This window comes from Mycolicibacterium sarraceniae (assembly GCF_010731875.1).
Classification (GTDB): Bacteria; Actinomycetota; Actinomycetes; order Mycobacteriales; family Mycobacteriaceae; genus Mycobacterium; species Mycobacterium sarraceniae.
Genome location: NZ_AP022595.1, coordinates 3,078,895 through 3,102,136, shown reverse-complemented (window position 1 = coordinate 3,102,136; position 23,242 = coordinate 3,078,895). Strand labels below are relative to the sequence as shown.

Annotated in this window: 20 protein-coding genes and 3 pseudogenes; 4 read left to right on the top strand and 19 right to left on the bottom strand. The window is 65.4% G+C overall.

Going from position 1 to position 23,242, the window contains the following annotated elements; all coding sequences use genetic code 11:
- Positions 1–37: 37 nt before the first annotated feature.
- The 5 genes and pseudogenes from trmD to G6N13_RS26210 form a co-directional block, all read right to left on the bottom strand.
- Positions 38–727 carry a tRNA (guanosine(37)-N1)-methyltransferase TrmD gene (trmD, locus tag G6N13_RS15400; protein WP_163698334.1) on the bottom strand — a complete coding sequence of 230 codons (690 nt, stop codon included), beginning with the start codon at positions 725–727 and terminating at the stop codon, positions 38–40.
- 1 nt (position 728) lies between these two features.
- On the bottom strand, positions 729–1,256 hold the full coding sequence (gene rimM / locus G6N13_RS15395; RefSeq protein WP_163698332.1) for a ribosome maturation factor RimM: 528 nt from the start codon (positions 1,254–1,256) through the stop codon (positions 729–731).
- Positions 1,257–1,258: 2 nt separating this feature from the next.
- Positions 1,259–1,501, bottom strand: a complete 243-nt coding sequence (locus G6N13_RS15390) for an RNA-binding protein (protein ID WP_005148848.1) — start codon at positions 1,499–1,501, stop codon at positions 1,259–1,261.
- Positions 1,498–1,977 carry a 30S ribosomal protein S16 gene (gene rpsP / locus G6N13_RS15385; protein ID WP_163698330.1) on the bottom strand — a complete coding sequence of 160 codons (480 nt, stop codon included), beginning with the start codon at positions 1,975–1,977 and terminating at the stop codon, positions 1,498–1,500. The genes G6N13_RS15390 and rpsP overlap by 4 nt, the downstream gene beginning before the upstream one ends.
- Positions 1,978–2,156: 179 nt before the next feature.
- Positions 2,157–2,456: pseudogene (locus tag G6N13_RS26210) on the bottom strand (cytochrome c biogenesis protein DipZ); the annotation flags it as partial.
- A 461-nt stretch (positions 2,457–2,917) separates the two neighbouring features.
- Here G6N13_RS26210 and G6N13_RS15370 point away from each other — a divergent pair.
- A pseudogene (locus G6N13_RS15370) lies at positions 2,918–4,017 on the top strand (IS701 family transposase).
- 21 nt (positions 4,018–4,038) lie between these two features.
- Here G6N13_RS15370 and G6N13_RS15365 read toward each other — a convergent pair.
- From G6N13_RS15365 to G6N13_RS15330, 8 genes are read right to left on the bottom strand one after another with little or no spacing between them, the layout of a single operon-like run.
- Positions 4,039–4,866 carry an alpha/beta fold hydrolase gene (locus G6N13_RS15365; RefSeq protein ID WP_163698326.1) on the bottom strand — a complete coding sequence of 276 codons (828 nt, stop codon included), beginning with the start codon at positions 4,864–4,866 and terminating at the stop codon, positions 4,039–4,041.
- The gene (locus G6N13_RS15360) at positions 4,863–5,852 is read right to left on the bottom strand and encodes a cyclase family protein (RefSeq protein ID WP_163698324.1); all 990 of its coding nucleotides are present in this window, start codon (positions 5,850–5,852) and stop codon (positions 4,863–4,865) included. Before G6N13_RS15360 ends, G6N13_RS15365 begins: the two co-directional genes overlap by 4 nt.
- A gap of 5 nt (positions 5,853–5,857) precedes the next feature.
- Complete coding sequence (locus tag G6N13_RS15355) at positions 5,858–6,679, bottom strand: coniferyl-alcohol dehydrogenase (RefSeq protein ID WP_163698322.1); 822 nt, start codon at positions 6,677–6,679, stop codon at positions 5,858–5,860.
- Between the two features lie 2 nt (positions 6,680–6,681).
- Complete coding sequence (locus G6N13_RS15350; RefSeq protein ID WP_163698319.1) at positions 6,682–7,989, bottom strand: LLM class flavin-dependent oxidoreductase; 1,308 nt, start codon at positions 7,987–7,989, stop codon at positions 6,682–6,684.
- Entirely contained in the window at positions 7,986–9,701 is a 1,716-nt protein-coding gene (locus tag G6N13_RS15345) for an FAD-binding protein (RefSeq protein ID WP_163698317.1), read from the bottom strand. Before G6N13_RS15345 ends, G6N13_RS15350 begins: the two co-directional genes overlap by 4 nt.
- Positions 9,698–10,627, bottom strand: coding sequence for a 3-carboxyethylcatechol 2,3-dioxygenase (locus G6N13_RS15340; protein WP_235677775.1), 930 nt, complete (start codon positions 10,625–10,627; stop codon positions 9,698–9,700). Before G6N13_RS15340 ends, G6N13_RS15345 begins: the two co-directional genes overlap by 4 nt.
- Positions 10,575–12,254, bottom strand: coding sequence for a bifunctional 3-(3-hydroxy-phenyl)propionate/3-hydroxycinnamic acid hydroxylase (locus tag G6N13_RS15335; protein WP_163702159.1), 1,680 nt, complete (start codon positions 12,252–12,254; stop codon positions 10,575–10,577). The genes G6N13_RS15340 and G6N13_RS15335 overlap by 53 nt, the downstream gene beginning before the upstream one ends.
- Positions 12,255–12,256: 2 nt before the next feature.
- Complete coding sequence (locus G6N13_RS15330; RefSeq protein ID WP_163698313.1) at positions 12,257–13,120, bottom strand: alpha/beta fold hydrolase; 864 nt, start codon at positions 13,118–13,120, stop codon at positions 12,257–12,259.
- A 171-nt stretch (positions 13,121–13,291) separates the two neighbouring features.
- Between G6N13_RS15330 and G6N13_RS15325 the strand changes: the two are divergent.
- Positions 13,292–13,558: pseudogene (locus G6N13_RS15325) on the top strand (helix-turn-helix domain-containing protein); the annotation flags it as partial.
- 230 nt (positions 13,559–13,788) lie between these two features.
- Complete coding sequence (locus G6N13_RS15320; protein WP_163698311.1) at positions 13,789–15,390, top strand: FAD-dependent oxidoreductase; 1,602 nt, start codon at positions 13,789–13,791, stop codon at positions 15,388–15,390.
- Between the two features lie 50 nt (positions 15,391–15,440).
- Here G6N13_RS15320 and G6N13_RS15315 read toward each other — a convergent pair whose 3' ends face one another.
- Positions 15,441–16,967, bottom strand: coding sequence for an AMP-binding protein (locus G6N13_RS15315; protein WP_163698309.1), 1,527 nt, complete (start codon positions 16,965–16,967; stop codon positions 15,441–15,443).
- Between the two features lie 70 nt (positions 16,968–17,037).
- Between G6N13_RS15315 and G6N13_RS15310 the strand changes: the two genes are divergently transcribed.
- Positions 17,038–17,754, top strand: a complete 717-nt coding sequence (locus G6N13_RS15310; RefSeq protein ID WP_163702157.1) for an enoyl-CoA hydratase/isomerase family protein — start codon at positions 17,038–17,040, stop codon at positions 17,752–17,754.
- A gap of 324 nt (positions 17,755–18,078) precedes the next feature.
- Here G6N13_RS15310 and G6N13_RS15305 read toward each other — a convergent pair whose 3' ends face one another.
- From G6N13_RS15305 to G6N13_RS15285, 5 genes are read right to left on the bottom strand one after another with little or no spacing between them, the layout of a single operon-like run.
- Positions 18,079–19,287 carry a DUF1214 domain-containing protein gene (locus tag G6N13_RS15305; protein WP_163698307.1) on the bottom strand — a complete coding sequence of 403 codons (1,209 nt, stop codon included), beginning with the start codon at positions 19,285–19,287 and terminating at the stop codon, positions 18,079–18,081.
- Positions 19,277–20,107, bottom strand: coding sequence for a sugar phosphate isomerase/epimerase family protein (locus G6N13_RS15300; protein WP_407663737.1), 831 nt, complete (start codon positions 20,105–20,107; stop codon positions 19,277–19,279). The genes G6N13_RS15305 and G6N13_RS15300 overlap by 11 nt, the downstream gene beginning before the upstream one ends.
- Before the next feature lie 2 nt (positions 20,108–20,109).
- Positions 20,110–21,267 carry a sulfotransferase family protein gene (locus G6N13_RS15295; RefSeq protein ID WP_407663736.1) on the bottom strand — a complete coding sequence of 386 codons (1,158 nt, stop codon included), beginning with the start codon at positions 21,265–21,267 and terminating at the stop codon, positions 20,110–20,112.
- Positions 21,268–21,275: 8 nt separating this feature from the next.
- Positions 21,276–22,403: an LLM class flavin-dependent oxidoreductase gene (locus tag G6N13_RS15290; protein ID WP_163698305.1), complete on the bottom strand. Its 1,128-nt coding sequence runs from the start codon at positions 22,401–22,403 to the stop codon at positions 21,276–21,278.
- Positions 22,403–23,221, bottom strand: coding sequence for a TauD/TfdA dioxygenase family protein (locus G6N13_RS15285; RefSeq protein ID WP_163702151.1), 819 nt, complete (start codon positions 23,219–23,221; stop codon positions 22,403–22,405). Before G6N13_RS15285 ends, G6N13_RS15290 begins: the two co-directional genes overlap by 1 nt.
- Between the last annotated feature and the right edge of the window lie 21 nt (positions 23,222–23,242).

Sequence of the window (23,242 nt, the reverse complement as noted above, 5' to 3'; positions counted from 1 at the left end):
CTCAGCGGCGACCGGTAACCAGTGCCGCGCCGGGCACTCAGTCTCCTAACAGGTCCGGCCTGCGCGACCGGGTGCGCTCGAGCGCCTGTTCGCGACGCCAGGCCGCGACCTTGCCGTGGTCACCGGAGAGCAGCACCTCCGGTACGGGCAGCTCGCGCCAGGTCGGTGGACGCGTGTAGCTCGGGCCTTCCAGGAGACCGTCCTTCTCCGGCGAGTGCGAATCGTCTTGGTGCGAGAGCGGATTGCCCATCACGCCGGCCAGCAGCCGGACGACGGCCTCGATCATCACCAAGGCCGCCACCTCGCCGCCGGCCAGCACGTAGTCGCCGATGGACACCTCTTCGACCCGCATCCGCCGGCGCGCATCCTCGGCAACCCGCTGGTCGATACCTTCGTAACGACCGCAGGCGAACACCAGGTGCGACTCCCCCGTCCAGCGCTGGGCGTCGTTTTGGGTGAACAGCCGGCCCGCCGGCGTCGGAATCACCAGAAGTGATGCCTCGGTGCAGATCTCGTCGATCGCCTCACCCCAAACCGGGGCCTTCATCACCATGCCGGGACCACCACCGTAGGGCGAGTCGTCAACGGAGTGGTGCACGTCGTGGGTCCAGCGGCGCAGGTCGTGTACCGCGACATCAAGGATTCCCGACTCGATGGCCTTGCCGGGCAAGGACTGCCGGATTGGGGCTAGATAGTCGGGAAAGATCGTGACGACGTCAACGCGCATCTCAACCGATGCCGTCCAAGTCCAAAAGTCCTTCAGGCGGGTCGATTTCGATCCCTTCGGCCAACGAAACCGACGTCACGATCGCTCCGACGAACGGCACCAAGATTTCGGCGCCGTCGGTGTTGCGCACCGCCAGCAGCTCGCCGCCGGCGGTGTGCAGCACTTCGGCGACCGTGCCCAGAGCGAGGCCGTCGACCGTCCGTACAGCGAGCCCTTCGAGCTGATGGTCGTAGAACTCATCAGGGTCCTCGATCTCGGGCAGATCAGCGGTGTCAACGACGAACAGATTGCCGCGCAACGCGTCAGCGGCATTGCGGTCGGACACGCCGTTGAGCCGAACCAGCAGGCGGGCACCATGCGGACGGACCGTCTCGATGACGACATCCTTGCCCGCGCCCCCGCGAGAAGGCTTGAGGTGCAACCGATTACCGACAGCGAAGCGCTCGTCGGGGTCGTCCGTGCGGACGTCGATCACCAGTTCGCCGGTGATCCCGTGCGCTTTCGCCACACGCCCGACGACGAGCTCCATCGCTACTGGTCGGTGTCCACCACGTCGACGCGGATACCGCGACCGCCGATACCGGCGACCAGGGTGCGCAACGCCGTCGCGGTGCGACCGCCGCGGCCGATCACCTTGCCGAGGTCCTCGGGGTGCACATGGACCTCAACCGTGCGTCCCCGCCGGTTGGTGACCATATCGACGCGAACGTCGTCGGGATTGTCGACGATCCCGCGGACCAGATGCTCTACGGCGTCAACGACGACCGAGCTCATTCTGCGGCGGCCTCAGTGGCTTCGGCGGTCGGCTCGGCAGCAGCCTCGGCGGCGGGCTCAGCGTCAGCAGCTTCAGCCTTCTTGGCGGGCGCCTTCTTCTTCTTGAGCTGGGCAGCCTCACCGGATGGCGCGCCATCGGCCTCGGCCAGCGCGGCGTTGAACAGGTCGAGCTTGCTGGGCTTGGGCTCCTTGACCTTCAGCGTGCCCTCGGCGCCGGGCAGACCCTTGAACTTCTGCCAGTCACCGGTGATCTTGAGCAGCGTGAGGACGGGATCGGTGGGCTGAGCTCCGACCGACAGCCAGTACTGCGCGCGCTCGGAATCGATCTCGATCAGGCTCGGATCTTCCTTGGGGTGGTAGCGGCCGATGACCTCGATCGCGCGGCCATCACGACGGTTGCGTGCGTCAGCGACTGCGATGCGGTACTGGGGGTTGCGGATCTTGCCGAACCGGGCAAGCTTGATCTTGACAGCCATGTAGTAACTCCTGCGGGTAATCACGCTGCAATTCAGCGATCCCGACGGGTTGCCGGATCCGGTTTTGCCTCGCGTGCGTGACCAGGCCCCGGCGCATCCTCGAAGGAAGCCGCGGGTCGGCCAGCCATTAATTGTGCCAGACGGCGCTGGTCAGGTGTTAATCGCGCATCAGCCCGGCTTCAGCCGTAGGTGAAGGAGAATACTTGCAGTCCACGGCTGACCTGGAATTCAAGGTGTCGGGGCGCGATGTCCACGCCGGCCACGATCTGGCGGCTGGTCGGCGGTCCACTGATCGCAACCGCACGCGTCCGACCACCGCGGGAGACCGTCACGGTTCCGGTGCCGCCGACGACCAGCTAGACGACTTTGGCACGGTAGTTCAGCTCGATCGCGCAGGCGTCGGCATCCGCGATCGAGCCCTGATAGTCCAGTGACCAGTGGCCACAGTAGGCAACGGCAGTGTCGCGACGCTGTGGCGGGTACTGAAAATCCCGTTTGCCTTGGCCGTATTGGCCTTGCCGACTGACAGATGCGTCTCGGGTGTCAACCCCTGAGGTGGTGTGCTGTCAGGGAAATAACTTGGTGCGGGCAGCTTTTCACCTGGATGCGCGTCGGTGAGCAGTTGACGCGGCAATCCGTTCGGTGTCGGGCGTAGCCACCTTCACCGAAGGTGATGTGCCGCACCGTTCCGATGGCGTCGACGAGGTAGCCGGCGGGCCAGTAGCGGTTGCCGTAATTGACCCAGGTCGACAGATTGTTGTCCAAGGCGATGGGACAGTACTGCAGCCGTAGATCGGGATTGCTGATGTTGGGTGTGTGTGCTGTTCAGGGGCGGTGACCGCGGCAGTGTTCAGAGTTTGTGAAGACAACCGAATACGCCGCGGTCGCCGCGGCTCCTAGGGTGAACCCTGATCGGTGGCAGACGGAGTTCTCGGTGGTGATCGACCGGATCGCGCCGCGATTCCGTCGCTACGAACCACTTCGGCATGCTGGCGCGCTGATTGCGGGCATGGTCTCGGGCCTGGACCGCAAGAATTGCTGGACCATCGCCGAGCACCGCGGCGCGAGCACTCCCGACGGGTTGCAGCATCTGCTGGCCCGGGCCCGCTGGGATGCCGACGATGTTCGTGACGATCTGCGCGAGTACGTCATCGAGGCTTTCGGTGATCCGGGTGCGATCTTGGTGGTCGACGAGACTGGCGATGTGACGAAAGGCGTCCACAGTGTCGGGGTGCAACGCCAGTACAGCGGCACCGCAGGGCGTATCGAGAACTCCCAGGTGGCGGTGTATCTGACCTACACCGCGCCGCGCGGACACGCCCTGATCGACCGCGCTGTGTACCTGCCCAAGTCGTGGACCGAGGATCCCGACCGCTGCGCTGCCGCCGGAATCCCTTAGGACAAGCAGGGTTTCGCGACCACACCGACGATGGCGGCAACGCTGATCGAGCGGGCGGTGGCTGCGAAGGCGCCCGCAGCGTGGGTGGCCGCCGATGAGGTCTATGGCACCGACCCGCGGCTGTGCGCCGCCGTGCGTGGCCACCGGCTCGGATATTTTCTGGCGATAGCGGCCAACCGGCGTGTCCCTACCCACGCCGGCGCGGTCCGCGTCGATGCGCTGCCCACGCTGATCGGCGCACACGGACCACGGCTGTACTCGTGGGCTGGGTTTCGGCTGCTGGCTGAAGACGATACCGACACCGGTGTGCACCATTTGCCGATCCGCCGCAACGATGCCACGGGCGAGTTGGCCTACCTACGCTGCTACAGCGCCGTTGCGCACCCTGGTGGCCGTGGCCGGTCAGCGTTGGCGCATCGAAGAGTCCTTCCACGCCGCCACAGGCCTCGTCGAACGCGACACCACACCCACCCCGGCAGGGCTGATCCCGTTGACTGTCAACGAGTTCCGCCGCCTCTTCGACGCCCCTGCTGCTGATCACCAACTACACCGTCGCGCCCCTGCTGGCCTGGTCACACTGGCACCGAAGACACCAATACCGAGCCCGACTGTCCCACTACCGACGGCGTGAAAACCAATGACCTCGAACTACGGCTGCAGTACTAGACGGTCACCTCGGCGAAGAATTTCAGTAGGACGTCCGCCAAAGCTTCGGGCTGTTCGATCTGCGGGCAGTGACCGGCATCGTCGACCACCGCCGAGCGGCCACCGCTGATCTGCCCGGCGATCTCAGCCGCCCACCCCGGTGCCAGCAGCTTGTCGCCCGCGCCCTCGACCACTAGGACCGGAACGTCGATCCGTTCGTAGGCCCGCTTGCTCGAGGGGGTCGGCGGAGCCTCCACGCCGGGCCGACGAAAACGAGCCGCCGCCAAAGACTCCCAGGCCCCGCGAACGATGCTCGACTCGTAGCGGCGTCGTACATAGTTTTCGTCAGAGGGGTAGGACGGGTTGAAGAACAGCGCCTCCACAATCGCGCGCATCGCCTCGTAGGAGGCGTCGTACTCGTAAAGCGCGCTCGCGTGCCGGTTCTTCTGAATCTCACCGCCGCCGCAGATCGTCACCGCGCTACGCACCGGCAGCACAGGAGCCCCCGAGGTGAGATCCACCAAGAGGTTTATGGCCCCCATCGAGTTGCCGACGAAATGCGACGAGTCGATACCCAACAGCGCACAGAACCGGGCGATATGCCGGATCCGCAGGCCCCGTCCGTCGGTGAAGTCGACGACTTTGGCCGAGTCACCGAAACCCAGCATGTCCGGTGCCAGCACCCGATAGTGCTGCGCCAGTAGCGGAATGATTCGTTCCCAGCCGATTTCGGCACTGACGCCGAACTCGCCACCGTGCAGCAGCACGACGGGGTCGCCGTGGCCCGCTTCCAGGAAATGCGTGGTCAGACCGTCGACGACAATGGTCCGGTTCTGAATGCTCACTTGATCGCGATCGGGTTGACCGGCGAGCCGACGCCCCCGGTGACAGATAGCGGCGATGCGACGAGCTGGAACTCGTAGCGACCGTCGGCCGCACAATCGACGGCCAGCTCGGTGAGGTTCCAGTACTCGCCCAGCAGCAGACCCATATCCCGCAGGCACAGCATGTGCATCGGCAGGATGGCACCATCGACCCCAGATGCCGGGTTCTCCACCATCAGGTTATCGGCCGCCACGGCCGCCACCTGGTGATCGGCCAGCCACGCTGCGCAGGTCCAGTCCAGCCCAGCGCCCGGCTCGGCACCGTCACCGGTCTCCACAAAGCGTGCCCACCAACCGGTTCGGACCAGCACGATATCGCCGGGTTCGATGGTCACGCCCTGTGTCCTGGCGGCCTCGTCGAGTTCGGCTGGGGTGATCGGCTCGCCGAGCTCACAGTACGTCGGCACCCCGCGTAGCTTCACGATGTCGAGCAACACACCCCGCGAGGTGATGCCCAAGCTGGCGACCTTGTCGATCCCCAGGTAGTAGGCGCCGAGGCTGGACACCGAGTCCGCCGGAAATCCGTTGTATAGCTTGTCCTCGTAGTAGACGTGCGACAGCGCATCCCACTGGGTAGCAGCTTGCAGCGGCATGATGATCATGTCGTCGTTGAACCGCATCGGTCCGGCTGTGCTGTACCCACTGAGTTGCACGGCCGCCGGGTTCTTGAGCCACTTGGGCCCATACTCCATCAACGTCTGAGCGTCGCCGCCGTCGATCGTCATCACATGGGTGGGATTCTGCCGATACTGGAACGCACCCTGCGGACCCGACGATCCGAAGTCGACGCCGAGCGGAAAAACCTTGCCGCGCTGGACCGTTGATGCCGCCTGAGCGACCTTCTCGGGCGTGATGAAGTTCAATGTGCCGAGCTCATCAGCATCGCCCCACCGGCCCCAGTTCCGGACGTCGTCGGACACCCGGCGGAAGTCGCTCATATCGGCCATGCCGGTCAACCCTTCTCGTAGTCGGCGGCATGGCAAGCCGCGAGGTTCCCACCGTCAGCCCAGATGACCTGCCCGGTGATATAACCGGCCGCCTTACTCCCCAAAAACACCAGCACCGCTGCCTGCTCGGCCGGGTTGGACACCCGCCCCAACGGTGTGGGAATGTCGTCGAGCAAGCCCTGCCCATAGGCCGAGCGCAGCTGATCGAGGATCGGCGTCTCGGTGACGCCGGGCCCGGTGCAGTTGATCCGAATACCGTTGGCACCCAGAGGAACGGCACCCTTCACCGCGTAGCCGATGATCGCCTCCTTCGACAGCCGGTAGCCGCCGTCGGCCAGTGCGTCGGGATGGTCGTGGCACCAACTGATGCCCTCGGCCATCGAGCCCGTCGCGAGCAGACCGGCCGCCTGCGGCAGGTTCTCACGGTAGTTCGCCGCAGCCAGCGAGGACACGCAAACGACCGACGAACCCGAGCCGAGCTTGGGCAGCATCGCCTCGGTGAAGTGCCGGGTGCCCAGGAAGTTGATCGTGACGACCAACAGCGGGTTACCGATCCCCGAGGACACCCCGGCGACGTTGAACAATGAATCGACGGAGCCCGTCACCGCCGCCGCGGCGCGATCGATCGACCCGGTATCGGACAGATCGAACTCGATGAAGTCACTCAGCCGGGGACCGTCGGATGCCGGGGGTCGCATGTCGAGGCCGACCACCTCAGCGCCCAGGTCCGCGAGCTGGCCGCACAGCTGCGCGCCGATTCCCGACGCGCAGCCGGTGACCACCGCACGACGGCCGTCATATCGCAGTAGATCGTCGATAGGTGCCACGGTTACGTGCCTTCCCGCTTCTCCTTCTCCAACTGTGCGGCTTTGACGCGGCCCTCGTTGATCTCGGCCATCGCCTCGGGAATCTCGCCGGCGGTGAACTTTCCACCGCGACCGGTGGGCAGACCACCAAAGGCGTAGGTCGCGTCGAACTGCGGTGCCTCGGCCGGTTGGCGCCGAGCCTCGACTTTCTCGATCACCGGCTCCAAGCGCTTGGCTTTGTCCTTGACGGCCTTCTCGTCGCGCTCGATGAACTCGGGCAGGATCTCCTTGCCCATGATCTCGATGGAGTTCATGGTGGCTTCGTGACTGCGCGGGTTGAGCAGCAAGATGATCTCGTCAACCCCGCTGGCCTCGTAGCCGCGCAAGAACTCCCGCACGGTGTCCGGGGAGCCAATGGCACCGCGGCCCGGACCGTAGGCCAGGGTGGGGTCTTCCTGGACGGCGTTCTCGTACAGCTCCCACACCCCGGTGCGACCCGGCGTGTGCATACCAGTGATGTAGTAATGCATGATGCCGAACGAGAAGAAACCGCCGCCGATCCCGATCTTCTTGAGCGCTTCCTCGTCGGACTTGGCCACCATCATCGACAGGTCACCGCCGATGGCGAGCAGGTTGGGGTTGATCGCCGGAGTGATCGGTTCGCCCCGCTCCTCGAGTTCCTCGTAGTAGCCGTCGACCCGCTCCTTGAGCGCTTCGGGGCCTGTGTAGGCGAAACTCAGTGCACCGATGGCCTTCTGGGCTGCCATCTGCACCGATGACGGGCGGGTGCATGCCACCCAGACCGGCGGATGGGGGCTCTGCAGCGGCTTGGGGATGACGTTGCGGGCCGGCATCTCGACGTGCTGACCCTTGAACCCGGTGAACGGCACCTCGGTCATACAGCGGATGGAGACCTCGAGCGCTTCTTCCCACATCGTGCGCTTATCGGCGGGGTCGATATCGAAGCCGCCGAGCTCGGCGACCGAAGAGCCTTCGCCGGTGCCGAATTCGACACGCCCGTTGGACAGATGGTCCAGCGTGGCCACCCGCTCGGCTATCCGTGCCGGGTGGTTGATCGGCGGGGGCAGGTGCATCACACCGAAGCCGAGGCGGATGTCCTTGGTGCGCTGGCTGGCCGCGGCCAGGAACATCTCCGGTGCGGTCGAGTGGCAGTACTCCTCCAGGAAGTGGTGCTCGGTGAGCCACACCGTGGAGAAACCTGCCTTGTCAGCGAGCTCGACCTCGTCAAGTCCATGCTGGAAAAGCTGGTGCTCATCGTCCTCCGACCACGGCCGCGGCAGCGGGAATTCGTAGAACAGCGAGATCTTCATGCGGTCACCTCTCGATCGGAATTGTGGGAGATGTGTTCTGCTGCGATGTATCCGAACGTCATCGAGGGTCCAATGGTGGCGCCGGCGCCGGCGTAGCTGCGGCCCATCACGGCCGAAGAGGCGTTCCCGGTGGCATAGAGGCCGTCGATGACGGTGCCGTCCTCGCGCAGCACTCTGGCGTGCTCGTCGGTGAGCAAGCCACCCGAGGTACCCAAGTCGCCGAGGATGATCTGGAACGCCAGATAGGGCGGCTTGCCCAGCGGCGCCAGGTTGGGGTTGGGCAGCGTCGGGTCACCGTAGTAGTTGTCGTAGGCGCTGTCGCCTCGGTTGAAGTCGTCGTCATGTCCCTTGCGGGCGAGCTCGTTGAACCGCGCTGCGGTAGCGCGCAATTCGTCAGCCGGGACACCGATCTTGCCAGCCAGCTCACCGATGGTGTCGGCGGCCTTGACGATCCCTGAGTCCAACCAGGCCTGCGGGATCTTGCGGCCGGTGGGCACCGGGGCGAACGGCACCTTCGGGATCGGCAGGTGTCCGCCCACCACGTACCGGCGGAATGACGCGATATCGGTGACCAGCCAGCACGGAATATGATCCACGCCCGCTTGCTGGCCCTCAATCATCGCGTGCGCGAAATCCATGTAGGGCGCGGCTTCGTTGATGAACCGCTTGCCTGCGCCGTTGACGACGAACTGGGCGGGCATCATCCGCTCGTTGAGCATGAATTGCAGGCGCCCGTCAGGCCAGCACATGGCGGGGAACCACCACGCCTCGTCGAGTAGATCGGTGGCCGCACCTATCTTCTCGCCGGCCCGGATACCGTCTCCGGTGGCCGCGGGATTGCCGAAGCTCCAATCCTTTTCCAGCACTGCGAGGTGCTCGCGACGCCAGGCCATATCGTGGTCGAACCCGCCGGAGGCGACCACCACACCGCGCCGGGCGGCAACCCGTAGCGCCGTCCCGTCCCGTTCCACCACCGCACCGACTACGGCTCCGTCCACGTCGGTGATCAGTTCGGTCATCGGCGCGGACAGCCACAGCGGGATTTTTTTCTCCATGAGCGCCAGCCGCATCCGCGCCATCAGCGACTGCCCGATCGCAGCCATCCGGTCGCCGAACACCCGGGCCCGGAACATCCGCCAGATCAGCTTGAGCAGCACCGCCTTGCCCCGCCAGTTCTGCCGCACCTGATAGAACAGTCGGAGATCTCTGGGCGCGAACCAGATTCCCCTCGGCGCCAGCGCGAGCGGCGCGAGCAGGTTCTGCTCCTCGTCGCCGAGCTTGCGCAGATCGATCTCGGGAACGTTGATGGTGCTGCCACGCTCGGACCCGCCGGGCAGCTCTGGGTAGTAGTCGGCGTAACCGGGCTTCCAGACGAATTCAAACCAACTACTGGACTTTTCGAGGAACTCCATCATCGCAGGAGCGGTATCGACATAGGCGCGTAGCCGCTCGTCGCTGACCAGTCCGCCGGTGATGGTCTTGAGGTATCCGAACACGGCGGCTGGGTCGGGCGAATAGCCGGCCTTGCGTTGCGACGGCGCGCCGGGCACCCAGATACCGCCGCCGGACAGTGCGGATGAGCCACCGAATTTCGGCGACTTCTCCACGATCAGGGTGTCCAGCCCGGACGCGTCGGCGCGCAGCGCCGCGGTCATCCCGCCCGCGCCCGAGCCGATGACGAGGACGTCCACGGTGTGATCGAACTGGGTCATAGAAGTACCGCAGTCCGGATCGCGAATCCCGCGATCAACTCGGGAGCAGCACGGTAGTAGCGCTGCTGGGTCTGATAACTCCCTTGGGCCGCCAGCGCGGCGAAAGCTGCTACCCAGGTGCGGATTTCGTGCGCCGAACTACCGGCCTCGCGGGCAATCCACTCATTGGTCCAGCCATCCACCTCCGCCAGGCGGTTGCTGTCGATCAGGTCGAGCAGGGCGTGGTCCCACTCCGGGTTCAGCGGCTGCAGCGGGCTGCGCCCGTGCGCGAACTCGTACGCCGCGGCCATTACCGCTTCCTGGCGGGCTGCCCTGCCCTCCGGCGACATCGGCGCCCCGCCGACGATGCGCTCCAGCGCGGCCGGTGGCGCGGTTGCCAAGGTCGGAACCGGCGGATCATGGGACAGCCCGCCGGATCCGACGATCAACACCCGCTTGTTCAGGGTGTCGACGTAGTCACCGATCGCAGTACCCAGCGCCCGCGTGCGTTTGAGCGGTCCCAGTGGGGTGGCCACCGAGTTGATGAACACCGGGATGATAGGCGGCGAGGCAGCGCGCAGTTTTTCGGACCCGAAGAGCACCTCGAGCGGTTGTACCGTGCCGTGATCGACGTCCATGGCCGCTGACAGCGAGACGTCGACGCCGGCGTCCCACACCGCGGCTGCCATCTCGTTGGCGATATCCGCGGGTACGTTCAGTGGTCCGGCGTGGGTACCGTAGTCGCCAACGCCCTGGGCGGCGGCGCCGATACAGAAGGGCGGCATTAGCCGGTAGAAGAACCCGTTGTAGTGGTCTGGAGAGAAGATGACCACGAGTTCGGGATCGAAATCGGCGACAAAGAAGCGAGTTTCGGCGAGCTGGGCCTCGATATCGTCAAGCAGTTCCTCCGATGGGCCGGGAAGGTTCAGCAGCGGACTGTGCGACATGCAGCAGAGGGCCAGTGGCATCGGTGCCTCCTCCCGGAGTGAGGGTGAGCTTGTCGAGCAGGGCCGCGCTCAGCTCAGGTGTGCGTTGGGCGATGCATGCGCCGGCGATGCAGCGGTCGGGGCGCAGGAACATCACGGATTCCTCGTGGGTGTCGAACCAGGCTTTCAACGCTCCGGTGCGATCGCCGACGACCACGACGTCGGGGTCATCGTGGCCCGTCCAGCGCAACTGAGTGTTTGGGCGCAATGCCACGAAGACCGTGCCCAGCGCCTTCCAATCAGCAAACGCCCTCTCCCCCAGCAGCTGTCGGGGGTTGTTGCTCCAGCACACAAAGGCGAACCATGAGCCGATGACGTCGTCGAGCAGCACATTCTGCTGTGCGCGGGTATCCACTCGGGGCTGGATGAACAGCGTGCCGACGGCCGAGGACGGTGAGCGCGGCTCGTTGTGTACCACCGCACCCTGTTCGTAGCGGGGCATCGGTTTGAAGCGCATCTCCAGGACATAGCGTTTCAACCTGGGCACCAGCGACGCCGCACGGATCAGCGCATCCCGTGCGCCGGCGACCCGCGGGTTGGTCGGTGAGATCACGTTGCCGACCGTGGTCGACAGGTCGATCATTGCGCGAGCGTGCTTGCGGCGCTCGACGTCATAGCTGTCCAGCAGGGCATCGCCGGCCTGCCCGTTCACCACCGCGGCCAGCTTCCAGCCGAGGTTGGCGGCGTCGCGGATACCGCTGTTATAGCCCTGGCCCTGCCACACCGGCATCAGATGCGCGGCGTCTCCGGCAATCATGATGCGCCCCTTGCGGAACGAGCCTGCGATGCGGGAGTGGTGGGTGTAGAGGCGCCGACGGATGATGTCGACCCGGTCCGGGTACGGCACCAATCGGGAGAGCATCTGCGCCACGAACGCGGGATCCTCGGCCTGCTCCTCGGTTTCATGGCCGTGGATCAAGAACTCGAAGCGCCGGATGCCATGGGCGATGGAGATCGAGACGTACGGCCGGCCCGGGTCCGCCCCGACCTCGCTGTTGGGATGTCCCAGTGGGTCATTGGCGATATCGACGACCAACCACCGGGTCGACGACGTCGTGCCATCGAAGGAAACCCCCATCAGGCGGCGGGTCGCGCTGCGCCCGCCGTCGCAGCCGATGACATAGCGCGCGTTGACCTTGCGCACTGCAGAGTTGGGCGGTGATAACTCCACGGTGACACCGCCGGCGGTCTCGGAGATCGAGGTCATCGGGTGTCCCCAGGCCACCTCGACGTGATCGAACCGGTCAAGACCCTTGTACAGTTCGGCGTCCACCAACGGCTGGACGAATCCGTTGCGCTTGGGCCAGCCGAACCGCGCGTCGGGCGGGGCCATCTCGGCCAGCAACCGGTGCTTGCGATCGTAGAAGCGCAAGATCTGGTTGGGCACGGTGTGCGGCAGCACGGCGTCCACGACACCGATCGTCTGGAAGGTGCGCAGAGACTCGTCATCCAGGCCCACCCCTCGGGGGTAGTCGATCAGCGCGTCGCGCTCGTCGACCACTAGAGTTCGAACACTCTGCAGGCCTAGGGCATTGGCCAGGGTCAGACCGCTCGGACCGGCACCCACCACGATGACGTCGAACTCCATGATCACCGGCCCAGTAGGAAGTCGATGTGTAGTCGGTTGAACGTCTTGGGGTCCTCGTACTGCGGCCAGTGTCCGCAGCCTTCCATCACCTCGAAGCGCGCGCCCGGGATCATCTCCGAGATGCGCCTGCCCTCGCTGACATCGGCGGTCGGGTCGTCACTGGTCCACAGCACCAGCGTCGGCGCGGTGATCGTTCCGTAGTCACTGGGGCTCATCAGGTTTGGTTGCCGGATCTCGGGATCTTGCAGTGCCATGATGTCCCGCATCGCGGCGACGAAGCCCGGCTGCCGATAGACTCGCTGCCTGCTGGCGACGATATCGTCGTAGTCCTTGGATTTGTCGGCCATCAGCCACTTAATCCTGGCTTGGACAGTCTCCCAGCTCGGGTTCTCGGCGGCGGCCATCGACAGCGTGATGATCCGCTTCATGACTTCCGGGTCAGCCTGCGAACCTCCGGCGGTGTTGAGCACCAGGCGTTCCAACCGGTCTGCGTGGCCGACGGCGAAGCGCGAGGCCACCCAGCCGCCCAGCGACTCACCCGAGATGTGGGCCCGGTCGACACCGATGGTGTCGAGGAAGTTCGCGAGGTGGTCGACATAATGCGGGATCTGCAGCAGATGTCCGGGCTTGTCGGTGTACCCGTGCCCCACCATGTCGATCGACCAGGTGGAGAAGTGCTCGGCGTGCGCCTCGAGGTTGCGCACGTAGGCCTCGGCGTGCCCGCCGGAACCATGCAGAAGTACCAGTGTGGGGTTACCCCGGTCGCCGGCATGCAGATAGCGGGTCCGTACCCCGCCGACATCCAGATAACCCTGCGAGAACGCAACGCCCTGCAGATCGCTCCAGACGCTTTCGAACTCCGGCACCCCGTGGCCCCTATCGCTAGCGAGAATGGCCTTCTCGCTTTTTGTAAGCGGTATGTGTAATTATTGAACTATGATGTGCGCTGCTTAAAGAGCATCACTCTCGCGGTGCTGTCTGTCAAGGCATTTCGGGGCGGTTCGCACCCGCTTTCGCACTTCAGGCACGAGAACGGCATGACGCAGGCACCCATCGATAGCCCGGTCAGTGCTGCGCCGGGGTCACAGACGCTGGCTCGCGGCCTGCAGGCCTTGCAACTGGTCGCCGAGGCAAAGGGCGGGTTGACCATCCAACACGTCGCCGACCACATCGGGGTGCACCGGACCATCGCCTACCGGCTGCTGAGCACCCTGGCCTCCTACCGGTTGGTGGCCAAGGCTGAGGACGGACGCTTCCGTGCCGCGGCAGGCCTTGCGGCACTGGGGGCGTCGTTCGACAACAACTGATCTCGCACCGCAAAGAGGTCGTGTTGCTCGGCCGTGAGGCGGCGATCGCCGCCGCCCAACGCCTTTCGGCCGTCCTGAGTTAAGCACCCCGCTGAACTGGGCGTATGCCGCTTGGGGCGCTTGACATCGCAGGAACAGCGTCATTAGCGTGACAACAAACGAACACCCGCGTTCGCCAGCTACATATGCCAATGCCGTTGTGCGGCAGAACAAGTAAGGAGCCGGCGATGACGGAGACCTGGGACCAGGAATTCGACGTCATCGTCCTCGGTAGCGGCGCCGCCGGCCTTACAGCCGCACTCACCGCCAGTGTCGAAGGCGCATCGGTCGCGGTGTTCGAGAAGGCGCCGACGGTCGGTGGCACCACCGCGGTGTCGGGTGGCATCGTCTGGATTCCGGCGCACAACCGGGCTGCGCGCGGCGAGCTCAGCGTCACCGACGCCCTGAAATATCTTCAGGCGCAGTCACTGGGCACCATGGACGACGACCTGGTCGAGGTCTTCGTGCGCACCGGCCCGGCCATGTTGGACTACATCGAGGCCCACAGTGCGCTGCAGTTCGAGGTCGCCGAGGGCTTCCCCGATTACAAGCCGGAGCTGCCGGGCGGGCAGCCAGGCGGTGGACGATCGTTGAATGCCAAGCCGTTTGATCGGGCCACGGTCGGCGAATGGGCATCGCGCATTACGTCATTCCCCATCGACTTCAGCAATGTCGGCATCGACGCCGAGACGCGGGCTCGCATCCATGCCACCGTCGACAATCTGGACGGTGACTACTGCGTCGCGGGTACCGCCCTGATCGCGGGCCTGCTGAAAGGACTGTTGGACCATGGGGTGACCCCCGTGACCGAGGCCCGCGCAGTCGAGCTGATCGGATCGGCTTCCGGTATCACCGGTGTGCGGATTGCACTGGTCGGCAAAGATATCCGGGTCAAGGCCAATAAGGCGGTGATCCTGGGCACCGGCGGATTCGAATGGGATCAGCGCTTGGTCGAGGCCTACCTGCGCGGGCCGTTACGCGGTCCGGTATCACCGCCGAACAACACCGGCGACGGTCTGCGGATGGCCATGGCACACGGTGCCGACCTGGCTAACATGGGTGAGGCCTGGTGGGTGCCGGTCATCCAGATCCCCGGTGACACGCTCGGCGGCAAACCGCGCAGTCGCAGTGTGCGATTGGAGCGCACCCGACCGCGCAGCATCATCGTCAACCGGGCCGGAAAACGCTTCCTCAACGAGGCCGGCGAATACAACTCGATGTCGGGCCCGTTCCACCAGCTCGACCCCCGTGCCGGCTACGTCAACGACCCGGCGTGGATCGTGTTCGACGACCAACACTTGAAGCGGTATGGGTTCCTCGGCATCGAGCCGGGCGGCGAGGCGCCCGACTGGTTCAACAAGTCGGCGACGCTGGCCGAGCTGGAAGCCAAGACCGGGATCGACGCCGACGGGCTGTCCGCCACCCTGGCATCCTGGAACGAGGCGGTCGCCGACGAGACTGATCCCGAATTCGGTCGTGGGGCAAGCGCATACGACAGCTACTGGGGTGACAACTCAGCGGCCACCCCCGAGCTGCAGACCCTCGGCCCGCTGGACACCGCGCCGTATTACGCCGTGCCGGTCGGGATCGGTGCCATGGGCACCAAGGGCGGCCCGCGCACCGACCGTGACGGTCGGGTGCTGCACGTCAGTGGTGCGCCCATCCCTGCGTTGTTCGCCGCGGGCAACGCGATGGCGGGTGTGACCGGCCGAGCCTACGGCGGTGCCGGCGGAACACTCGGCCCGGCAATGGTGTTCGGCTACCGCGCAGGCCTGGCCGCTTCTCGTTGACACCGCAGTGAGGGCGAGGTTTTCGCGAAATCTTCGCTCTCAGGGCGGTCTCAACGCAAACTGTTGCGCACCAGGTACTTCTGCACCTTGCCGCTGGCGGTGCGTGGGTAGTCAGCCACCTCGTGCAACTCCTCGGGCCACTTCTGCCGTGCGGCGCCGCAACTCTCGAAGTGGGCGCGCACCTCGTGCAAGGTCGGCATACTGTGGCCCGTTTTGACGCGCAACACCGCGGCTGTGTGTTCGCCGAGGCGGGAGTCCGGTGCGGCTACCACGACGGCTTCAGCCACCGCGGGCATGCTGAGCAACAGTTCCTCGACTTCGAGTGCGCTGATGTTCTCCCCACCGCGAATGATGACGTCAGCCTTGCGGTCGGTAATCGTCAGATAGCCGTCCTCATCGACGATTCCGATGTCGCCGGTGTGGTACCAGCCGTCATCGTCGAACGCCTGCGCGGTGAGCGCGTCGTCGGTATACCCCAGGCACAGATCCGGTCCGCGGGAGAGGATCTCGCCTTCTTCGGTCAGCCGCATCTCGACTCCGGGTCGGGCGTCGCCATCGGTGAGCAGGCGTTTGTCCTCGGGGGCGTCCGGCCGCGACCCGGTGATCGACGGGTGTTCGGTGCTGCCGTAGGAGCGAAACACGTGCACTCCTCGATCAGCCAGCCGGCGGGTCACCGCGGCCGGTACCGTCGAGCCACCAAGCCCGACGTGCTTGATCCGGTTCATGTGCGACTCGGTGAACTTCGGATGGTCGAGCAGGCTGGTGACGAAGTACGGTGGGCCGCCGCCGATCGACATACCCTCGGATTCCATCAATTCCAGCACCCGGCCTGGATCCCAGACGTCGGTGAGGTCGATAGGGGCGCCCTCGAGCACGGGGATCAGGAATGCCCCGACCATGCCGATGAAGTGACCGACGGGGGTGGCGGTGATCTGCCTGCCGCGATCGGGCGCGTAATTCTCCAGCAGCTGGCGGGTCTCGAAGCCCAGTGTCTGGTGGCTGTGGATCACGCCCTTGGGGTCGCGGGTGGTCCCGGAGGTAAACGCGATCAGCGTCGGCCCGGCCGGGTCGGTGTGCAGCTCGCCGGCCATCGGCTCATCGGCCAACAACTCCTCGAAGTCCTGGCCCACCAGCCCGACGATCGGGACCTCGGCGCACAGGTCCGGTTGGAACGTCAGGCGCCCGAACTGCTCGGTGGTGATGAAGACCTTCGGCCGTGCCGTGCCGATGATGTGGGTCAGTTCCTTGCGGCCGTAGAAGTGGACGATCGGGACGACGACGGCACCCAGGAAGGACGACGCCCAGAACGTCACCGCCGCCTCGACCCAGTTCGGCAACTGGAAGGCGATCACGTCGCCCGGCCCGACACCGCGAGCCCGCAGCCCGGCGGCCAGCCGGCGCGCGGCGATCTCGACGTCGCGGAAGGTTCCGCTGAACGGGCGTACCGCCGAATGCACCCAGAACCCCGTGTCGGGGTTGGCCGCAAGCCCTCGGGCGAGAACCTCACCAAGGGTATCCGGCGTCCACCAGCCCTCCTCGATGTAGCGTTTGCTCAGCTCAACCGGGATATTTCTCAACTACAGCACCTCCGCCTGGCGATGCTATTCTCCGTGATCGAGAATGCCAATACCGAAATTGGAGAACGACATGGTGGACCTGGAATGGAGCGAGGGACTCGTGGTCCTCACGATCGACCGGCCCCACGCCCGCAACGCCATCGCGCTGTCCACCATGGGCGAACTCGAAGAAGCACTCGATGCCGCGGCCGGCGCCCAGACGATGGTTATCCGCGGTGGCGGCGACCGGGCCTTCGTGTCCGGCGGCGACCTCAAAGAGCTCGCCGCACTGCGCACCACAAGGGAGGCCGCCGCGATGGCGTCCCGGATGCGCGCCATCTGTGACCGGATCGCCAGCTTCCCGGCCCCGGTGATCGCCGCACTGAACGGGCACGCGCTCGGCGGAGGCGCCGAAGTGGCCGTGGCCGCCGACATCCGGATTGCCGCCGACGATGTGAAGATCGGCTTCAACCAGGTGTCGCTGGAGATCATGCCGGCCTGGGGTGGCGCCGAACGGCTCGCCGCGCTGGTCGGCAAGAGCAAGGCGTTGTTGCTTGCGGGCTCTGGGCGCATCCTCACCGCCGCCGACGCCGAACGCTGGGGACTGATCGACGTCGTTGTTCCCCGGGCCTCGTTCGACCACGAATGGCGCACGCTGGCAGGGTCGTTGGCCAACCGGCCGGCTGGCCGGATCAAGCGGGTCATCACCGGCGTGACGCCCGCCGAGGCGATCGACGCGTTCGCCGAGCTCTGGGTATCCGACGAGCACTGGGCCGCCGCCGACCGGGTGATGAACCGCGCCAAGTGAGTTCCAGCGGACAGAACTGGCCGCCACATCAGAAGGACAGCTTTGCGATGCATGAGATCGCCCAACGATCAACATGCCGGGCCATGTGATCGCCCCTGCGCATCGGTCGGCCAGTGGCGGGGCTCCTCGGTGATCCGCGCGCCGAGGCGAGCAAACTCCGGTGGAAACTCATTTCCAGTTGGCGGACCGGCTCCGTCGACGACATCCGAACGATGTTGTTCTCAACCTCGAGCATCGGCGCCACCCCATCAGCTCCACCCCGGCCGCGTCGCAAGAAGGAGTAGCGGCTGGGATGTGTGCCTGCTCGCTGAGCTGGCGCAATCGTCAGAGTGGGAACCGGCCGCGCACTCCATTGAACCGGTCCCACAGCTGAGCGCTGCGCTCAGAACTGCTGACCCGCTTGGTATCCGGCGGCAGTGCATCATCGAGCGCTGCCCGCCCGACCAGCCGAGTGCGCAATACCGCCGGCTGACCCTCGAGCATGTGCCGGTAGGTGAGGTTGCCGCGTTCGAAGCCCTGGGTGTCCAGCCAGTTGTGTACACCGGGGTCGTCGTGGGCGAGAACCAGCCGGACCTTGCCGTCACTGTCCGTCGACGTGCGGCTCGGCGTGTAGCTCACCGGACGGTAGAGAAAATCCATGCTGGTGAAGAAGGCCCCCATGTTCGTGAGCATCCACAGGCCCTCGTGGGCGTCGAATTCGACGATCAGCGCGTCGTCAGGCCCCAACTTCCAGTACATATTCGCGGCGGCGCGCCCCCGTTTGGCGTCGGCCGCACTCGCATCGATCGCCGGAAAGCGATTCGGGTGCGCGCTGTCAACACCGCCGTAAGTGAACGGGAATTCGGGCCAGCTGGTCATCAATCCGGTGACGAAATCGCCGGCCCAGCCCATCGCCTCGACCATCTCCGTAGCCGTCGGCACCGGTTTGGGCGAGGCCATGTCGACCCGCTCGATGCCCAGCCGACCGGGCCGCTCGTCCCAGCGATCGAAGCCCTGGCGGATGAAAAGCTTGCGCGATTCGGGGGTGGTAGGCAGCCAATTCGGCGCGCGTTCGGCTCCCCCGATATACAGCTCGAACGTACCGTCGGCCTCAACGTGCAGTTCATGACCGAACACGTTGGCCTCGGGCGTGTCGCCGAACGGCTCGTGCAGGACATGCGGACCGGCCGGGCGGGCGCCTTGCACGGTGATATTGAAAAACTTGGTGGTGCCGCGTGTTCCGCTGATCCGGTAGGTCGATTCGCCGTCGATCCAGGCCTGCTGATAGGTGAAATCGGCACAATCACCGCCCAGCTTGCGGGTGGGGTTGCAGAACGCGTGGATGCTGGGATAGCGCGGATCGCGAGTTTCGAGCGCGAGATCAAAGGCCTGGCCCAAGTTTTGGGTGAGGAACCGGAAAGCATCGGTGCGCTGGACGTCGGAGGTCGCGTTGGCATCCTTGAACGCGTACGTGCCCGCGGCTTTCAACCGGTCGCAGAACTCACCCCACGCGGCGTCCAGCGCCGCGTCGTCTAACCCATCGCTAAACGCCACTGGAGTTCGTCCCACCTGGGCCACAGAGCCGATCGAGCATCGCGCTGAGTACCTCGCAACCCCGTCGGGCGGCGGCAAGTCGCCCCTCCGCCTCGATACGTGGCCCGAGCAACTCCAGGTCGAAACCGAACTGGTAGCCGTCGGCCAATACCTGCGCCACAACGGATTCGATTGGAATCGCACCGTCGCCGGGCACCGCGCGCGCCGGCAGTGCCCGATCGCCCAACACATAGTCGCTCACCTGGATCAGGCGTGTCCGCGCAAGCGCCGATCTCAGCAGGCCCGGCAGGCCTGCCTCGGCCCAGCAGTGAAAAAGATCGACGCAGATATCGAGTCCGGCCGCCTCCGCGAGCGTGATCGTGTCGCGCAGGCTGTGTGCGATATGGATGTCGGCGTAGAGGCTGGACGCGTTCTCGACAGCCACGCTGACACCGGCCTGCGCCGCCTGCCGCACACAGGGCTCGATGGCAGCGGAGAACGCCTCGGCGGCTTGCTCCCACTCGAGTTCGCCGCGCCCGCCGGTGAGCAGGTAGACACAGCTCGCTCCGGTGGCTGCGGCGGTGTCGATCAGCCGCGACAATGTGGTGCGGGCGGCGGATACCGACGACGGGGCGGCCGGTACCCGGCCGGCGCCGAACAGGTGGTAGACCGCGTGGATCAGATAGTCGTCGCCGTCGAGGATCCGCTGGAACGCGGGGGTGATCAGGTGCGTGTCGATGACGCTGAGGCGTCGCACGCCAAGCATGGTCCAATTGCGCTGCAATTCCGCCGGACTCGCCCCGAGAAAGGTGACGTCATGTACCGATAGGCGCTCGTGCACCGTCAGTCCCGCTTTTCGATCCGCACGTTGAAGCGCTCCCGGAACGGTGCGAACTCGGCGTGCAGATCATCGAGGTCTTCACCGATATCGGTCAGAAGCGACGTGGAATAGTCAAACTTGCCGTATCGATCGCTGCGATTACGGGCAAGGTAGTCCCGCATCGCGTCCTGGGCCGCGTCGGTGAGAACCCGTCCGCAGAAGGCGTAATAGCCGCCCACGGTCCCGATTGGATCGGCGACGAAGTCGGTGTAGGGGGTATGCATGATCCGCGGATCCCGCACCATCGGGTGGGTCATCGTGTTGGTGATGCTGGCCCGGGTCAGTTCAAGATGCATCTTCGCGGCGGCCTGCAAGTCAATCGGGCCCACGATACCGTCGAGAATATCGGCCATCATCATGGTTCGCGACGCCGCCACCTGCACCGGATCCCGGTGCAACCACAACAGATTCGCATCGGGGTAGGTGTCGAATAACGCTTCCAGACGAAAGCCGTGGAAGCCCTTCAGCACCCAGTGCTTGGGCTCTCGGTTGTACTGGAACTGCTGCAGCATCGCCTTATGTAGGCGGTACTGCGCGGCTGGATCGGTCGGCAGCCCACCGACCACGGTCTGCATCGGGACCCGCCACCACGCCGTCGGGGTCATCACCCTAAAATCGAAGGCCCAGGTGCGTTCGTCTTCGGGGAGTCCGTCACCGAGCATGTCGTTGTACGGATGGCTGCGTAGCCATTTGGGCATCGTGGTGTTGATCTCGCGCCAGGCGGCGTCGGCCGTGTCCCGGCGGTGATCCTCGGCGTCGGCCAGACCAGGCGGAGGCGACGGATACATCACCTCCCAGAACCGTAGCGCCCGCGCGTGGGGATCGACCGACATCAACGCATGCATGAGCGTGGTTCCGGACCGCGGTTCACCGGTCACGAACATCGGCCGGTCGATCACCTCGTCGGCGATCGGAAAGCGGGTCCGGTCGGCGAAGAGTTCGAGGCGCGAGGTGAGCAACCAGTGACACACCCGCGCGGCCTCGGCAATACCGTTGGCGTCCAGGCCGATACCGTCGAGATGCTCGACAGCCACGGCGAACCGCTCCGCCAGGGTCGGATCGCCGAAATCGTCATAGCCCGCCTCGGCCTGCGCTCGGGCCAGCAGCTCGGCCGCGTTCATTCCCACGGTTATGGCCGCCCTCCACACAATCTCAACAATTCGTCCTCTGTCGCGCGCACATTGGCGGCCGATACCGCACCGAATTCCAGGCCGGCCATCGTGCTGTAGTCCAGGATCTTAGGAACCCGGAGGCCGGCATCGACATACGATCTGATGATCCGCGCCACCTCGGTAGGTGTGCCGTGCGGGACGACCGCCAGGATCGCCTCAGGGTCGACGTGGGCGAGGAAATCGAGGACGCGTTCCCTGGTCATGGTCGCCGGGTGGATGTCATGGAATCCACCCCAGTCATCACCCATCGGATGCTCGAACCCGAAGTGGCGCAAGACCTGCGCCGACACCTGCAGCAGGAAGCTCGCAACCAGTGGGGCCCGCACGATTCGCTCGATCGCGGCGTCGTCCGCGCCGATCAGGCAGACCTGCACGAAGCACGGCGTGATCGCCATCGGGTCACGTCCGGCCCGCTCGGCCGACTGGCGTACCGCACCCAGCATGTCCGCGTAGTGTTCGGGGGTCCACGCGCCGGCCGGCCACCAGCCGTCGGCATAACGTCCCACGATCTCGAGCATGCGCGGTCCGCTGGCCCCGATCCAGATCGGCGGGAACCGGCCGTCGTAGGGTTCGGTATCCAACCGGGCGTTGTCGAGCCGGTAGAAAAGGCCATCGAAGTCGACCGGTCCCTCGCTATCCCATAGCAGGCGAATGACTTTCAGTGCTTCCTCGAAACGGCCCACCGGCTTGGCGAACTCGAAACCGTAGGGCACGATGTTTTCGGTCTCGCCGCTGCCCAGGCCCAGGATGAAACGCCCGCGGGATAGATGGTCGATGGTCAGTGCGCTCTGAGCGAGCAGGGCGGGATGGCGGCGGACGGTGTCGACGACGCTGGTCGCCAGCGGCACCGTCGTGGTGAGCGCGGCCGCGGCAGCGGCGACCGCCAGACCATCCAGGTGGCGATGCGGTGACGGGGAAACGGTTGCCAGGTCAGTGAATTCCGGTGTCCACAGCGCATCCGGCCAGAAGCTGACCATGTGATCGGGTAGCCAGACCGAATGGTAACGGCCGCTATCGAGCTCGGTGAGGCACGACAGGTCCAGCGGCAGTGTCGTGCGCAGGAACGCGGCAGGAGAGACATCCATCAGCGAAAGGCTTCCTCGCCTTCCAGTTTGGTGCGGTGCAGCAACCGGCCGGACGCGGGATCGTAGGGCGTGGCGCGGTGCATGGTGCCGGTGTTGTCCCAGATGACCAGGTCGCCCGCCGACCAGCTGTGCCGGTAGACGAACTCCGGGCGGGTGGCCCACTCTCGCAAGCGGACAAGGAGTTCGATGCTGCGCCTGAAGTCCATGTCCACCACGTGGCGCGCGGTGCAGCCCAGCACCAGTGACTTTCGCCCGGAACGGTGATTCCACACCAGCGGCAGCTCGCGGTCACCGATCGCCATCATCGTCCGCAGCGTCGTGAAGCTCGGTTCGGGCTCGTAGTAGAAGAGCGTGTTCCACGCCGAATGCATCACCCGCAGCGACTCGAGCGCTTCCTTGTCGGCATCCTCCAGCGCGTCGTAGGCCGCGTAGGTATTGGCGAATTCGGTGTCACCAGTGCCATCGGCGCACACCACCTTGCTGGACAACAGCGAGGCGCGGATCGGCACCTCGTTCATGGTTCCGTCGATGTGCCAGTACAGCGAACCCTTCAGATAATCGGCCAGCTGGTTGATGGTCGTGTCCAGCGTGACGGAGTAGACCTGCTCGCCGGTGCGCTCGGGGGCGAATGTGCCCAGGGTCTTGGTGAATTCGATCTGCTCGTCATCGCTGAGTCCGATCCGTGGGAAGACCAGCACACCACGCCGTTCCAGCAGGTCGCGCAGCGCTTCGGAGTGGTCGCCGCCGAACAGCTCGGCCTTGGTCGCGCGGACTTCGGAAGCGATGTTGGGTGTGATGTCGACAACCGACAGCGTCATTGCCACCCATTAACTATACCC

Excerpts from the sequence above, each read along its gene's own strand:
- G6N13_RS15350 (WP_163698319.1), bottom strand. The coding sequence starts at position 7,989 with ATGAAGATCTCGCTGTTCTACGAATTCCCGCTGCCGCGGCCGTGGTCG.
- G6N13_RS15295 (WP_407663736.1), bottom strand. The coding sequence starts at position 21,267 with ATGAACGCGGCCGAGCTGCTGGCCCGAGCGCAGGCCGAGGCGGGCTAT.
- G6N13_RS15285 (WP_163702151.1), bottom strand. The coding sequence starts at position 23,221 with ATGACGCTGTCGGTTGTCGACATCACACCCAACATCGCTTCCGAAGTC.
- G6N13_RS15345 (WP_163698317.1), bottom strand. The coding sequence starts at position 9,701 with ATGACCCAGTTCGATCACACCGTGGACGTCCTCGTCATCGGCTCGGGC.
- rimM (WP_163698332.1), bottom strand. The coding sequence starts at position 1,256 with ATGGAGCTCGTCGTCGGGCGTGTGGCGAAAGCGCACGGGATCACCGGC.
- G6N13_RS15320 (WP_163698311.1), top strand. The coding sequence starts at position 13,789 with ATGACGGAGACCTGGGACCAGGAATTCGACGTCATCGTCCTCGGTAGC.
- G6N13_RS15360 (WP_163698324.1), bottom strand. The coding sequence starts at position 5,852 with ATGGCCGATATGAGCGACTTCCGCCGGGTGTCCGACGACGTCCGGAAC.
- G6N13_RS15335 (WP_163702159.1), bottom strand. The coding sequence starts at position 12,254 with ATGGAGTTCGACGTCATCGTGGTGGGTGCCGGTCCGAGCGGTCTGACC.
- rpsP (WP_163698330.1), bottom strand. The coding sequence starts at position 1,977 with ATGGCTGTCAAGATCAAGCTTGCCCGGTTCGGCAAGATCCGCAACCCC.
- G6N13_RS15340 (WP_235677775.1), bottom strand. The coding sequence starts at position 10,627 with ATGTCGCACAGTCCGCTGCTGAACCTTCCCGGCCCATCGGAGGAACTG.
- G6N13_RS15390 (WP_005148848.1), bottom strand. The coding sequence starts at position 1,501 with ATGAGCTCGGTCGTCGTTGACGCCGTAGAGCATCTGGTCCGCGGGATC.
- G6N13_RS15310 (WP_163702157.1), top strand. The coding sequence starts at position 17,038 with ATGGTGGACCTGGAATGGAGCGAGGGACTCGTGGTCCTCACGATCGAC.
- trmD (WP_163698334.1), bottom strand. The coding sequence starts at position 727 with ATGCGCGTTGACGTCGTCACGATCTTTCCCGACTATCTAGCCCCAATC.
- G6N13_RS15290 (WP_163698305.1), bottom strand. The coding sequence starts at position 22,403 with ATGGATGTCTCTCCTGCCGCGTTCCTGCGCACGACACTGCCGCTGGAC.